At 71.7% G+C, this 13,522-nt stretch carries 14 protein-coding genes; 8 read left to right on the forward strand and 6 right to left on the reverse strand.

Features of this window, described 5'->3' with window-relative positions; all coding sequences use genetic code 11:
- Positions 1-84: 84 nt before the first annotated feature.
- The 3 genes from LRD69_RS00795 to LRD69_RS00805 all read left to right on the forward strand — a co-directional run bounded on the left by LRD69_RS00795 (position 85) and on the right by LRD69_RS00805 (position 2,032).
- Positions 85-930: a DeoR/GlpR family DNA-binding transcription regulator gene (locus tag LRD69_RS00795; RefSeq protein ID WP_277324595.1), complete on the forward strand. Its 846-nt coding sequence runs from the start codon at positions 85-87 to the stop codon at positions 928-930.
- A gap of 74 nt (positions 931-1,004) precedes the next feature.
- On the forward strand, positions 1,005-1,457 hold the full coding sequence (locus LRD69_RS00800) for an SRPBCC family protein (protein ID WP_277324596.1): 453 nt from the start codon (positions 1,005-1,007) through the stop codon (positions 1,455-1,457).
- Positions 1,458-1,552: 95 nt separating this feature from the next.
- Complete coding sequence (locus LRD69_RS00805; protein ID WP_277324597.1) at positions 1,553-2,032, forward strand: SRPBCC family protein; 480 nt, start codon at positions 1,553-1,555, stop codon at positions 2,030-2,032.
- A 28-nt stretch (positions 2,033-2,060) separates the two neighbouring features.
- Here the strand turns inward: LRD69_RS00805 and LRD69_RS00810 are convergent, their stop codons facing one another.
- Entirely contained in the window at positions 2,061-3,194 is a 1,134-nt protein-coding gene (locus tag LRD69_RS00810; protein WP_277324598.1) for a PLP-dependent cysteine synthase family protein, read from the reverse strand.
- A 261-nt stretch (positions 3,195-3,455) separates the two neighbouring features.
- Between LRD69_RS00810 and LRD69_RS00815 the strand changes: the two genes are divergently transcribed.
- Both LRD69_RS00815 and LRD69_RS00820 read left to right on the forward strand, forming a co-directional pair.
- On the forward strand, positions 3,456-3,767 hold the full coding sequence (locus LRD69_RS00815) for a hypothetical protein (protein WP_277324599.1): 312 nt from the start codon (positions 3,456-3,458) through the stop codon (positions 3,765-3,767).
- A gap of 292 nt (positions 3,768-4,059) precedes the next feature.
- A complete protein-coding gene (locus LRD69_RS00820; RefSeq protein WP_277324600.1) occupies positions 4,060-4,581 on the forward strand; it encodes an ATP-binding protein in 522 nt (173 codons plus the stop codon).
- 155 nt (positions 4,582-4,736) lie between these two features.
- On the opposite strand, the gene LRD69_RS00825 is transcribed toward LRD69_RS00820, so the two are convergent.
- The 4 genes from LRD69_RS00825 to LRD69_RS00840 form a co-directional block, all read right to left on the reverse strand.
- Positions 4,737-7,307, reverse strand: coding sequence for an ABC transporter permease (locus LRD69_RS00825; RefSeq protein WP_277329580.1), 2,571 nt, complete (start codon positions 7,305-7,307; stop codon positions 4,737-4,739).
- Positions 7,304-8,095 (reverse strand): ABC transporter ATP-binding protein, encoded by a 792-nt coding sequence (locus LRD69_RS00830; RefSeq protein WP_277324601.1) that lies wholly within the window; start codon positions 8,093-8,095, stop codon positions 7,304-7,306. Before LRD69_RS00830 ends, LRD69_RS00825 begins: the two co-directional genes overlap by 4 nt.
- Positions 8,092-8,394: an SHOCT domain-containing protein gene (locus tag LRD69_RS00835; RefSeq protein WP_277324602.1), complete on the reverse strand. Its 303-nt coding sequence runs from the start codon at positions 8,392-8,394 to the stop codon at positions 8,092-8,094. The genes LRD69_RS00830 and LRD69_RS00835 overlap by 4 nt, the downstream gene beginning before the upstream one ends.
- Positions 8,395-9,117: 723 nt before the next feature.
- On the reverse strand, positions 9,118-10,332 hold the full coding sequence (locus tag LRD69_RS00840; protein ID WP_277324603.1) for an ROK family protein: 1,215 nt from the start codon (positions 10,330-10,332) through the stop codon (positions 9,118-9,120).
- 221 nt (positions 10,333-10,553) lie between these two features.
- Here LRD69_RS00840 and LRD69_RS00845 point away from each other — a divergent pair, with 221 nt between their 5' ends.
- The 3 genes from LRD69_RS00845 to LRD69_RS00855 all read left to right on the forward strand — a co-directional run bounded on the left by LRD69_RS00845 (position 10,554) and on the right by LRD69_RS00855 (position 13,024).
- Entirely contained in the window at positions 10,554-11,771 is a 1,218-nt protein-coding gene (locus tag LRD69_RS00845) for an MFS transporter (protein WP_277324604.1), read from the forward strand.
- Positions 11,772-11,872: 101 nt separating this feature from the next.
- The gene (locus tag LRD69_RS00850; protein ID WP_277324605.1) at positions 11,873-12,241 is read left to right on the forward strand and encodes a hypothetical protein; all 369 of its coding nucleotides are present in this window, start codon (positions 11,873-11,875) and stop codon (positions 12,239-12,241) included.
- A 21-nt stretch (positions 12,242-12,262) separates the two neighbouring features.
- A complete protein-coding gene (locus LRD69_RS00855) occupies positions 12,263-13,024 on the forward strand; it encodes a maleylpyruvate isomerase family mycothiol-dependent enzyme (RefSeq protein WP_277324606.1) in 762 nt (253 codons plus the stop codon).
- A gap of 53 nt (positions 13,025-13,077) precedes the next feature.
- Here the strand turns inward: LRD69_RS00855 and LRD69_RS00860 are convergent, their stop codons facing one another.
- Positions 13,078-13,479 carry a MarR family transcriptional regulator gene (locus LRD69_RS00860; RefSeq protein ID WP_277324607.1) on the reverse strand — a complete coding sequence of 134 codons (402 nt, stop codon included), beginning with the start codon at positions 13,477-13,479 and terminating at the stop codon, positions 13,078-13,080.
- Positions 13,480-13,522: the final 43 nt, after the last annotated feature.

Consider the following 13,522-nt stretch of genomic DNA (forward strand, 5'->3'; position numbering starts at 1 on the left):
GTGCGGCGCCGCACGGAGCTGCGTGGCAGGATGACCCCGTCCGACAGACTGTTGTGCGGCCAGACGGAAGGACCGGACCCGGCGTTGAGCGAGAATCAGAACCTCCTCGCGGAGCAGCGGCGCGCCCTGATCCTCGACGAGGTGCGCAGGCGCGGCGGGGTCAGGGTCAATGAGCTGACCCGCAGGCTGAACGTCTCCGACATGACCGTCCGCCGCGATCTGGACGCGCTCGCCCGCCAGGGTGTCATCGAGAAGGTGCACGGCGGGGCGGTGCCCGTCGTCGAGGCGAGCACCCATGAGCCCGGCTTCGAGGCGAAGTCGGCGCTGGAGCTCTCCGCCAAGGAGGACATCGCGCGGGCGGCCGCGGCCATGGCCGTGCCCGGCAGCGCGATCGCGCTCTCCGGTGGCACGACGACTTACGCGCTGGCCCAGCATCTACTGGACGTACCCGAGTTGACGGTCGTGACGAACTCGGTGCGGGTCGCCGACGTGTTCCACACCGCCCAGCGTTCGGCGGTGACCGGCGGACCGCGGGCCGGCGCCGCCACGGTGGTGCTCACCGGTGGGGTACGGACTCCGTCGGACTCGCTGGTCGGCCCGGTCGCCGATCAGGCGATCGGTTCGCTCCACTTCGACGTCCTGTTCCTCGGGGTGCACGGGATCTCGGTCGAGGCCGGGCTGTCGACGCCGAATCTGGCGGAGGCCGAGACCAACCGGCGTTTCGTGCACTCGGCGCGGCGGGTGGTGGTCGTCGCCGACCACACCAAGTGGGGCACCGTGGGCCTGAGTTCGTTCGCGACGCTGGAGCAGGTGGACATGTTCGTCACCGATTCCGGGCTGTCGGCCGGGGCCCGCGAGGAGATCGAGGAACATCTGCCGGGCCTGGTGGTGGCGGGCGCTGCCGCGCACGACGAGCCCTCGGACGGCTGAGCAGCGGCCGGCGCAGCGCCGGCCGCACATTCCGCTCAGCTCACGCCGCGCCCGTCACGTCCTAGGATCGCGCTGTGGCCATCTTCCGCATCGAGCGATTCAGCCCCCTGCCCGCCGCCGAGTCCTGGCGACGGGTGACCGACTGGGAACGGCACGCCGCTCATGTCCCGCTCACCCGGATCAGTGTCCCGGCAGGGCTGCCCAGCGGAATCGGGACCGTCTTCGTGGCCCGCACCGGGCTGGGCCCGCTGGGCTTCGACGATCCGATGGAAGTGGTGCGCTGGACACCGCCCGCGGCCGGCCGGGCCGGGCTCTGCCGGCTGGAGAAGCGCGGTTCGGTGGTACTGGGCCGGGCGTCGATCGATGTCTACCCGACGGAGTGCGGATCCCATGTGGTGTGGGTGGAGGAGCTCCGCATCCGGCTGCTGCCGCAGTGGGGAGACGCGCTGATCTCCGGCGCGGGCCGCCGGGTCTTCGGCCGGGTGCTGGACGGTCTCCTGGACAGCCCGGTGCAGCCGTACCCGTAGCACGTACGGGTACGGACATCTGACGGCATGACAGCTAAGGTGTGGCTCCTCGCGGACAGGTGCGTCCGCTGCCGATCGCACAGGAGGTGCGTCCCATGGCACGTCGGCTGCGCTCCGTGGATCTCGACTTCGTCCGGGCCGCTCCGCTGCGGCTGGTGTTCGCCGCCGAGGTGTCCGCGCCCGCCGAGGCGGTGTACCGCGCGCTCGCCGAGGACGTCGAGGGGTGGCCTGGCTGGTTCACCGCGGTGACGTCGGCCCGCCCCACCACGGCGGGCGCGGGCCGCGAGATCCGGCTCAGGGGCGGCACCCTGTTCCAGGAGACGGTTCTCTCGACGGAGCCGGGCGAGCGGTATGCCTACCGGGTCGACGAGACCAATGCACCTGCCGTGCAAGCACTGTTGGAGGAGTGGCGGCTCAGCCCGACCAGGACCGGCACCCGGGTGCAGTGGACCTTCGCCACCGACGGACCCGCGCCGTTCCGGTTCGCCGTGCGACTGGTCCGGCCGGCGCTGGGCCGGTCGTTCCGGAACGCGGTGCGCCGGCTCGGCACACGTCTGGCCGGGGCCTCGGCCTGAGCCGTGTGCCGCGGACGGCGAACGGGCCTCAGCGGGGCCAGTTGCCGGTGGCCAGGAAGTGCTCGATCGTCGCGGCGTACGGAGCGATGTCGAGGCCCTGTTCGGCGAGCCAGCTGTCGGAGTAGTACTTGTCGAGGTAGCGGTCGCCCGGGTCGCAGAGCAGTGTGACGATGCTGCCGGTGCGGCCCTCCTCCACCATTTCGGCGACGAGTTTGAACGCACTCCACAGCCCGGTGCCGGTGGAGCCGCCCGCCTTGCGGCCGATGGCCTGTTCCAGGGCGCGTACGGTGGCGACCGTGGCGGCGTCGGGCACCTTCATCATCCGGTCGATGGCGCCGGGCACGAAGCTCGGCTCCATCCGGGGACGGCCGATCCCCTCGATGCGTGAGCCGCAGTCGCTGGTGGCGAGGGCGTTGTGGTGGGTCCAGCCGTCGAAGAAACAGGAGTTCTCCGGGTCGGGCACACAGATCCGGGTGTCGTACTGCATGTAGTGCACATAGCGGGCGATGGTCGCGGAAGTGCCGCCGGTCCCGGCGGTGGCGACGATCCACGTGGGTTCGGGGTAGCGCTCCAGCCGCAGCTGCTGGTAGATCGACTCGGCGATGTTGTTGTTCCCGCGCCAGTCGGTGGCCCGCTCCGCGTAGGTGAACTGGTCCATGTAGTGACCGCCGGACTCGGCGGCGAGTCTGGCCGACTCCGCGTACAGCTTCTGGGCGTCGTCGACGAAGTGGCACTGGCCGCCGTGGAATTCGATCAGCCGGCACTTCTCGGGGCTGGTGGTGTGCGGCATCACGGCGATGAACGGCACACCGATCAGCTTCGCGAAGTACGCCTCCGAGACGGCCGTCGATCCGCTGGACGCCTCGATCACCGGTTTGCCCGGCCGGATCCAGCCGTTGCAGAGCCCGTAGAGGAAGAGCGAACGGGCCAGCCGGTGCTTGAGACTGCCCGTGGGGTGCGTCGACTCGTCCTTGAGGTAGAGGTCGATCCCCCAGTCCTCGGGCAGCGGGAAACGCAGCAGATGCGTGTCGGCGGAGCGGTTGGCGTCGGCCTGGACCTTGCGCACGGCCTCCTTCAGCCAGGCGCGGTACTCGGGGTCGGAGCGGTCGATGTCGACGGTCCCCACGACCGCACCGCCGCGCCTGTGCTCACTGGTGTCCATCAGCACGCTCCTGCTCGTCGTCACCTCGATGGCCGAACGGCCGGGCCTTCGGACCGCCGGACTCTGCAGCTCAACGATATGCCCCCCACCTGCGCAAACGTTGACTTTGGGGATCCATAGCGCTGCCTTGGCCTCAGCGGTCCCGGCGGCCGCCGTTCACCGTGGCGCACCTGCAGGATCCGGTCCGGATCCGGTCTGGTGCGCCGGTCGCGGCGCATGCAGACTGGCCGTCGGAAGCGTGACGAAGGGGGCGAAGCAACCATGCCGGAAACGGAGTTCAGTGCGACGGGGGTACGGATCGAGCGGTGGGCCCGCTCGCTCACGAGGGCCGGGCAGGTCGTCGTCAAGGACGGCCGGGTGGCCCTGCTGACCAGTTACGGCCGGGAGATCGACAGCGCTCCGGTGGGGACGGTCAGTGCGGGCAGACCGTGGTTCGCCGGTGCGAACGCCGCGGTGGCACGGTTCAACGGGACGCGCTATCGGCTGACGATGGGGCAGCGCGGGCCGGACCGCGAGGGACCGTCGCGCCGCTTCCTGGAAGCGCTGCGCAGCGCGGGCGCCCGGCTGAGTTGACCTCGCGGGCCGGCTCCGTCGGGCCGACGCCGCAGGCCGGGTCACGGGCATCGCGAGGGCAGCCGCGCCGCGCCGGTCTCGCGGGCCCGGCCGGGCAGGACTGCGGAGCGGCACCGATGGAACACCCTAAGTTGCGGAGGCGTACCCCCTGAGCGACATTGGTCTCACGTCACTCATGGTTTACCGGCGGTGACACTGCGATCCAGTCCGCCGGAACAGGAATCAGGAAGCCGGCCGTCCGCCGACTCCGTTCCGCCGTCTTCTTCCGGACCTATTTCGGGGAGTCGCAGCCGTGATCAGCGAGCCAAGCAGGCACTGCACGGTGGAGCTCCAGGCCCTGCCGTCGCGGATCGGTCAAGTCCGCAGAATCATCGCGGCGCAATTGCGCTACTGGCGTCTGGATCCTCTGATCGACCAGGCAGCGCTCGGCGTCACCGAACTGCTGACCAATGTCCACCGGCATGCACAGCCGGACAAAACGTGCACCGTCGAGATCGAGTTGCTGCTCGACCGGCTGACGGTCTCCGTCCACGACCATGACCCACGGCTGCCGACCGTGTGTGATCCCGACGCGTCCAGCACCTCCGGGCGCGGCCTGGCGCTGATCGCCGCGGTGAGCGAGAGCTGGGGGGTCCGGCCACGGGGCGGGGCCGGGAAGGTCGTCTGGTTCACACTGCCGGCGCCTTCACTGTTCGCCGAGCTTCCCCTGCATTCGGTGTACGGGGCAACAACTGACGGGCCGTTCGGCGATGTCGATCCTCCGTCCCTGGAGAAGGTGGCCCACACCGACGCACGGTCGGCCGCGGTGGGCTGAGGGCTCTCAAGTCGTCCCTCCCGCCATGCAGTTGCACGCACCACGGTGGCAGCAGCTCCCCCGCAGCGGGCCCGATCCGAACGAAAGGCCCTGGACGGACGGAGAGCGGGACGCCCGGAGGCGCCCCGCCTGTCGTCGACGGCCGACACGAGGTCCTAATCGGCGGCGATCGCGCGGAGCACGTCCAGACGTGCCGCACGCCGCGCCGGCCGCCAGCCCGCCAGCGCACCGGCGGCGATCCCCACCAGGGCGACCGCCAGGAGCCGCGTCGGCGGCAGCGCGAAGGCGAACGGGGTTTCGCCCGCGCTTTCCGACGCCTTGACCAGCACCCAGCCGAGGAAGCCGCCGAGCAGCAGGCCTCCTGCCGTGCCGAACGCGGCGACCAGGACCGACTCCCAGCGGACCATGGTCCGCAGCTGACGCCGGGTCTGGCCGACGGCCCGCAACAGGCCCAGTTCCCTCGTGCGTTCGTGGATGGCCAGGGTGAGGGTGTTGGCGATGCCGAGGAGCGCGATCAGTACGGCGAGCGCCAGCAGGGCGTAGACCAGGGTGAGCATCATGTCGATGGGGCCGGCCGAGGACTGCGCGTACTCACCACGGGTCTGCACGTCCGGACTGCCGTACGCCGCCGCGGTCTTCTCGACCGCGTCCTTGCCGTCGGCGATGGACACCCCGTCCTTGAATGACACGGCGATCAGCGTGTCGGAGTCCTGTGCGCGGTGCGGCGCCCAGGCCTGCCGGCTGATGACGTAATGGCCTGCGAGTTCGGACCGGTCGTAGAGCGCGTGGACCGTGAAGGTCTGCTGCGTGCCGTCGGTGAAGGTGAGCCGGACGGTGGAGCCGGTGTGCAGACCGCGGTGGGCGGCCTCGGTCGCGGAGACGGCCATGCCGTTCGCGCCCAGGGCGTCCATCGATCCCTGGGTCCTGCCGAGGTCGAAGACTTCGGCGAGCGCGGCCGCGTCGGTGACGGTCAGGGCACGTCCCGCCCCGTTCACTTCCGCCACGCCCTTGCCGAGGCCGACCGCCGTCGCCACGTCGGGCAGCCGGTCGACGGCGGGGGCGAGCCCGGGGCTGAGACCGCTGCCGCCGGCGCCGAACGTGGGCGCGCTGATGGCGACATCACCGGCGAAGGAGCGGTCCACCGTCTGGTTCATGGTCGCCTTCAGCGAGGCGCCGAAAACCGTGAAGAGCGAGACGACCGCGACGCCGATCATCAGCGCGGTGGCGGTGGCCGCGGTCCGCTTCGGACTGCGCAGGGCGTTGCGCCTGGCGAGACCGCCGGTGGCACCGCTCAGCCGGTCGAGCGGTGCGCCGAGAACCCGTACGGCGTACGAGGAGGCGACCGGGCCGAGCACGACGAACGCGGCGAGTGCCAGAACCGCGCCCGTGGCCGACAGCCGGACGGACGGATCGGCCAGGGCGCCGGTCAGGAGGGCACCGACCGCCGCGAGCAGCAGTGCGACGCCGGCGACGGTGCGGGTCCGGGAGGCCGCCGCGTCGTCGACGGCGGTCTCCCGCAGGGCTGCGAGCGGCGCGGTGCGTCCCGCGCGGACGGCGGGCAGCAGGGCCGAGCCGAGGCACACGAGGACGCCGACCGCGAGCGGCAGCAGGAGCGAGACCCCGCTGATCACGAGCGCACCCGCGGGAAACGGGAAGCCGACGGCGGGGAAGAGCGCCTGCAGTCCGGCGGCGATGCCGATGCCCGCGACCAGTCCGGCGGCGGACGCGAGCACGCCGACCACGCCGGCCTCGACGAGGGTCGAACCGAGGATCTGGCGACGGGAGGCGCCGAGGGCGCGCAGCAGGGCGTTCTCCCTGGTGCGCTGGGCGACGACGATCGCGAACGTGTTGTGGATGGAGAAGGTGGCGACCAGCAGGACGATCCCGGAGAACACGAGCAGGAGCGTGGTGAACAGACTGAGGAACGCTCCGGAGATCACGTTCCGGTTCTCGGCGGCGGAGGCCTGGCCGGTGATGGCCTCGGTGTTCGCGGGCAGCACCGGAGTCAGTGCGTCCACGAGCTCCTGCTGGCTGGTGCCGGGGGTGGCACGCACCTGGATACCGGACGCCTCGCCCGGCTTCGGGGTGAGGTACTTCTCGGCGTCGGCCTGTGTCATCCCGGTGTAGGTGACCTGGCCCATGCCGTCCTCGCCGCCGAAGGTGGCCAGGCCGACGACCGTGACGTGTACGGGGTCGGGGGTGCGCAGGACGGTCGAGTCGCCGATCTTCAACCCGCCCTTGTCGGCGGTGCCGCGGTTGATGACCACCTCGCCGGGTGCGGACGGAACGCGTCCTGCGGCGAGCCGGTAGGGATTCAGCTCCGGGTCCTGGATCCAGTTGCCCGCGAGGGTCGGCGGGCCCTGGCCGCCGATGGGCTTGCCGTCGGCGCCGATCAGCTGGCCGGCGCCCTGGATGTCGGGGGCTGCTGCGGCGACGCCCGGTGTCCTTTCGATCGTCTTCACCAGTGCGGTGCTCACCGGCTGCCGGGTGCCCGCCCCTTCACCGGGGACGGTCACCACATTGGTGCTGCGGACGACCGCGTCCGTGCCGGCCGCGGCGTTCGCGAACATCGTGCCGAAGCTCGCCCGCAGGGTGTCGCCCATGACGAGCGTGCCCGCGAGGAACGCGACGCCGAGCAGAACGGCGGTGACGGTACCGGCGAACCGGCGTTTGTGGGCGCGGAGCGAGGAGACGCTGAGGCGCACAGCGGCGCGCGTGCCGGTCAGGGCGTCACCACTGCCCGGCCGGGCGCGGGGTCGAAGGCCTTCAGCCGGTCGAGTACACGCTCCGCGGTGGGATCCTGCATCCGGTCGACGAGGCGTCCGTCCGCGAGGAAGACGACCTCGTCGGCGTGGGCGGCGGCGACCGGGTCATGGGTGACCATGACCACCGTACGGGCGGACTGCCGGACGGTGCGGCCGAGGAGTTGCAGCACCTCCTGGCCGGACCGGGAGTCGAGGTTGCCGGTCGGTTCGTCGGCGAAGACGACGTCGGGACTGCCCGCGAAGGCCCGCGCCACGGCGACCCGCTGCTGCTGGCCGCCGGAGAGTTCGGCGGGCCGGTGGTGCAGGCGGTCCCGCAGGCCCACGGTGTCGATCAGGGCGTCGATCCACTCCTCGTCGCCGCGCTCACCCGCGAGGTCCATGGGGAGGGTGATGTTCTCGGCGACGGTGAGGGTCGGGACGAGGTTGAAGGCCTGGAAGACGAAGCCGATGCGTTGCCTGCGCAACAGGGTGAGCCGGCGGTCGTCGAGCGCGCTGAGTTCGGTGTCGCCGATGAAGGCGGAGCCTGAGGTGAGGGTGTCGAGTCCGGCGGCGCAGTGCATCAGGGTGGACTTCCCGGAGCCGGAGGGCCCCATGATCGCGGTGAAGCGGCCGGCCGGGAAGTCGACGCTCACCCCGTCCAGGGCCCTGACCTCGGTGTCACCCCTGCCGTAGATCTTCACGGCGTCGACGACGCGGGCGGCGGTGACGGCGTCGGTGGACGTGGCCGTGGTGCGGACCGTGATGGTCATGCGGCACCGCCACGGCCCGTACGGCCGAACTGCTCCTCCAGGACGGAGAGTCGTCGCCAGTACTCGTCCTCGTCGATCTCGCCCGCGGCGAAGCGGCGTCCGAGCAGGGTGATGGGCGACTGCTCGACGGGCACGTCCGGGCCGCCGTGTGCCGTGCGCGGGCCCCAGGGGCCGCGCCGGCCACCGCGCCGGGCGGTACGGCGCAGCACGGTGACGACGGTGACCGCGACGGCCGCCCAGATCAGTGGGAAGAGAAGGATCCATGGTCCGGGTCCGCCGGAGTGCGCCAGGGTGTTCATCTCGGTCAGCTCCCTCGGTACGGGGTTCGGTTGCCCGGTTGTCCCGTGTGCTGTTTTCTGTCGCTTCCGAGCGTGGCTCCGGGTGGGGGTCCGAGTCGTCGTACGGCCAGCGGCCGTGTGCGTACCCCTCTGGGAGTACGCGGCGTACGGGCGGCTGCTCCCGTTGGCCGGCCAAGATCCACGGATCCTGTACCTACTGGTATGTACCGTGCGTCTCGTGCGCACTCCGGACCGGCTGATCGAGGCCACCCGGGAGCTCCTGTGGGAACGCGGCTAAGGGCTGTCCCGTAGTCCCTGGTGGATCAGCGCGCGGCGTCGGATGTGGTGCATCGCAAGGCGGAGGGGCGTCCTCGTACGGGGCGTATTCGGGCGTTCCGACAACGCGGCGAGGTGCCGCAGCTGTCGTCGTGCGCCCGCCAGGGATTACGGGACAGCCCTTAGGTGCGCACGAGCCCCAAGGTCATCCAGCAGCACGCGGGCGCCGGCCAGGGCAGCATGTGACACCACGTCGCGGGCAGGTCCGATCCGGCGCTCGCCGCCGTCGTGCGCACGGCGGCGGACCTGCGACAGATACGGGACGGCCCGGGATCGGCGTACGAACGGCCGACACCCTGATCCTGCCGTCGATCGGCGAGCTCGCGACGCGGAACTGCCGGTATGCGGGCTCGGCGGCCGTGGAGCAGCGGCACGAGGAGTGTCCTGCCGGCGCTCCACGGCACCTGTTCAGGCCAGTGCGCTCAGCGGGTCGTCGAGAACCGGCTGCCAGGCCAGTTCGGCTGCGCCGACCAGGCTGTTGTGATCGAGAGTGCACGGCAGGATCGGCACACTGCCGCTGCGCCCCCACAGGCTGCGGTCGGCGACGACGGCGCGCAGCCGATCCGGGGCGGCGTCGAGCAGTGCGCGGTGCAGTCCGCCGAGGATGATGCGGTCCGGGTTGAGGATGTTGACCAGTCCGGCCAGTCCCAGGCCGAGCCGGTCGATGAGCTCCTCGGCCGCGGCCCGGACGGCCGGGTCCTCGTACTCCGTACGCAGCAGGTCGCTCGCCTGCTTGAGCAGGGATTCCTCCGGTCCCGGTGTGCGGCGGGCGGCGGTCAGGAAGGCGAGCGGGTCGGTCTCGACGTCGAGGCAGCCGCGTCCGCCGCAGTGACAGGGGCGTCCTTCGGGGTTCACGGTGAGATGCCCGACTTCGAGGGCCAGTCCCGAACTTCCGGTGTGCAGACGGCCGTCGAGCACGAGGGCCCCGCCGACGCCGCGGTGGCCGGTGGCCACGCAGAGCAGATGCTGGGCTCCGCGGCCGGCGCCGTGGCGGTGCTCGGCGAGCGCGGCGAGGTTGACGTCGTTCCCGGTGAACGCGGGGCCGGAGATACCTGCTTCACGTACACACGTGGCGAAGATCTCACGGACCTGGGCGCCTGCCGGCCAGGCGATGTGCAGCGGGTTGAGCGCGGTGCCCTCCGGTTCGGCCACCGCGGAGGGGACGGCGAGGCCCGCGCCGACGCAGCGCAGTCCGCTGTCGCGCAGCAACCGGGCGCAGGCATCGACGACTTCGCCCACGACCTGCGCCGGGTCCGAGGTGACCGTGACGCAGCCGGGGTCGGTGGCGACGAGGCGGCCGCCGAGGCCCACCAGCGCGGCACGGAACCCGTCGGCATGCACCTGCGCGGCGATGGCGACCGGGCCGGACTCCCGAATGGCCAGCCGGTGAGAGGGGCGGCCCTGCGAGCCCGCCGCGGAACCGGGGCTGGAGTCGACGCGGATGAGGCCGAGCGCCTCCAGTTCCGCGGCGACCGCACCGGCGGTCGCGCGGGTGACGCCGAGCTCGGAGGTGAGCACGGCACGCGTGGGTGCGCGCCCTGTGTGGACCAGTTCCAGCGCGGGCCCGAGCGCGCTCCGGCCCCTCTCCAGCTTCGTCCGGGTGGTGGTCGCCTTGCCGTTCATGGGGGCGAGTCTCCCATGATCCTGAGCGACTGCCGACGCCCCGGTGGCGGGCTCCTGCCCGCTTCCGGCCACGGCGGACGCACCCGCGGCCCATGGTGATCGCCGCGTGCGTCCACCGCGGTCGCCTCTCCCGGTCATGGCCGTCACCCCCTTTGCGGTCGTGGCAGCCACGGTGTCCGGCCGTCTTGCATCCGTTGCCCGGCGGCCCCTATGCTTCTTTTGTGCCGCAACTAAACAAACTGCGGACGGCCCAGTCGGGGGGACCAGACGGAGACACCGTCCCACCCTCGTCGGCCCGCCTCCGTACCGCGCTGACCGTGTTCTTCGCCCTCGACGGCTTCCTTTTCGCCGGGTGGGTGGTCCGGATCCCGGCCATCAAGCACCAGACCGGCGCCTCCGCCTCCACGCTCGGCCTCGCACTGCTGGGCGTCTCCGCCGGGGCGGTCATCACCATGATGCTCGCCGGCGGGCTATGCCGACGGTTCGGCAGCCACCCCGTGACCGTGGTCTGCGGAGTGCTGCTCTCACTGGCCATCGCCCTGCCCGCACAGACGCATTCGGCGCTCTCGCTCGGTCTCGTCCTGCTGGTCTTCGGCTCCGCGTACGGCGCGATGAACGTCGCGATGAACAGCGCCGCGGTCGACCTGGTCGCGGGTCTGCGGCGTCCCGTGATGCCCAGCTTCCACGCCGCGTTCAGCCTCGGTGGCATGCTCGGCGCCGGCCTCGGCGGACTGGTCGCCGGCGGGCTCACCCCCGCCACCCACCTCCTCATCCTCACCGGGGTCGGACTGCTCGTCACCGCCGCCGCCGGACCGACCCTGCTGCGGCACCGGGCTCCTCGAACCGTGTCCGTGGCCGACCGCACCGAGCAGCCGCGCCGGATGACCGGGCGCGCCCGCAACGTGGTGCTGCTGTTCGGCGTGATCGCGCTCTGCACCGCGTACGGGGAAGGCGCACTGGCCGACTGGAGCGCGCTCCACCTGGAACAGGACCTGCACGCCCGCCCGGGGATCGCCGCCGCCGGATACTCCCTGTTCGCCCTGGCCATGACCGCGGGCCGGCTCACCGGCACCGCGCTGCTGGAACGGCTCGGGCAGACCCGCACGCTCGTCGCGGGCGGCGCGACGGGCGCGGCCGGAATGCTCCTCGGATCGCTCGCACCGACGACCTGGCTCGCCCTTCTCGGCTTCGCCGTCGCCGGACTCGGCCTGGCGAACATCTTCCCTGTCGCGGTCGGCCGGGCCGGCGAGCTGGCCGGCCCGAGCGGAGTGGCCGCGGCGTCGACGATCGGCTACGGCGGGATGCTGCTCGGGCCGCCCGCGATCGGGTTCCTGGCCGACTGGTTCTCGCTGCCGTTGGCCCTCACGACGGTGGCGGTGCTGGCAGGTGCGGCCGCGGCGCTGGGGTACGCGGCACGTCATGCGACGGCCCGCGTCTGATCCCCGTACGACGCACATGCCGGTCTGAGTAAGCGTACTCAGGCGGGACCGGCTCCCCGGCCGCACGATGGGAGATATCGACCATCTACGGGGAGCAGGCCATGGACAAGCCGGTCAGGAACACGCAGCACCTCCGCACGCTCGCACGGCTGACCTTCGGCAACGCCGCCTCGCTGACCTACCTCGGGGTGGTCCTGGCGACAGCGGTGTTCGTCGCCGTGGACACCCTGTTCGTCGCGCACGAGGACGCCTCGTTCGCGGGCGTCTGGCTGTTCCTTCTCGCGGCGCCCACGGTGTTCGTGTTCTTCGCCGCCGGCTCCGTGTGGGGAACGGACACGGCCGGACCGGCCTGGTTCCTCTATCTCGCCCTCGTCGTGTCCGTCCTCGTGCAGGCGCTCGCCCTCGGCTGGTTCGTACGGCTGGTGCGCGGCGGGGGACGGTCCCGTACCGCCCGTCCCCAGGGCGTCTGAGCCACTGGCACAATCTCCGCCATGGAGATCACGAACCACGTCAAGTCCCTCATGGAAGCAGGCCACTTGCTGGCCGCCGCGGCGGAGCAGGCCGGGCCTGGCGCTTCGGTGCCGACATGCCCGGGCTGGCAGGTGCGCAATCTGCTCCGGCACACCGGCATGGTGCACCGCTGGGCCACCGCATACGTCGCCGACGGCCACACCTCGTACCACCCGGACGGCGGGGAACCCGACCTGGACGGCGGGGAGTTGCTCGACTGGTTCCGCGAGGGACACAGTCTGCTGGTGAACGCGCTGGCGAGCGCCCCGGCAGACCTGGAGTGCTGGACCTTTCTGCCCGCACCCTCCCCCCTGGCGTTCTGGGCACGGCGGCAGGCGCACGAGACGACGATTCACCGGGTGGACGCCGAGTCCGCGCAGGGCGGCCCGCTCTCGCCGGTGGCGGCCGGGCAGGCGCTGGACGGGATCGACGAGCTGCTGCTCGGCCTCCACGCCCGCCCGAAGAGCAGGGTGCGCACCGATGCACCACGCACTCTGCGGGTGCGCGCCACGGACACGGGCGACGCATGGACCGTACGGCTCTCGCCCGAGCCGCCGCAGGCGGTACACGAGCCGGAGGCCGACTCGCAGGGGGCGGAATCCGTCGACTGCGAACTGAGCGGGACGGCCGAGGGGCTCTATCTGACGCTCTGGAACAGGCTGCCGCTCACCGCGGTCACCGTGACAGGTGACCGGGGACTGGCTCGCCTGTGGTGCGAGAACTCCGGGGTCACCTGGTCCTGACGGACGTACGGGACCGACGGCCGGGTGGTCCCCAGCCGCGGTCCGCACCGCGGTCAGCCGGCCGCGCCGTCCAGCATCCGGGCGAGCACCGACCGCTGCAACGGCTTCACCTCGGCATGACGCGCCCGGCCCTTCGCCGTCAGCTCGACCTGGACGCCGCGCCGGTCCTCGCTGCACATCCCGCGGCGCACGAGGTCGTCCTTCTCCAGCCGGGCGATCAGCCGCGACAGCGCACTCTGACTCAGATGGACCCGGGAGGCCAGTTCCTGGACGCGACAGGCGGCGCCGCCGCCCTGCGACGCGCCTTCGGCCAGGACGTCGAGCACCTCGAAGTCGCTGGCGCCGAGACCGTGCCGATGCAGCGCGCGATCGAGCTCGCAGAGCGTCCTGGCGTGCAGCGCAAGGATGTCCCGCCACTCTTCCACGAGCACCCGCTCGGGCTTGTTCGCTGCCATATCCGCACGTTAGCAGAGATGAGGCCGTTTGTTGCATCGGAAT

It is taken from the genome of Streptomyces sp. JH14, assembly GCF_029428675.1.
In the GTDB taxonomy this organism is placed as follows: Bacteria; Actinomycetota; Actinomycetes; order Streptomycetales; family Streptomycetaceae; genus Streptomyces.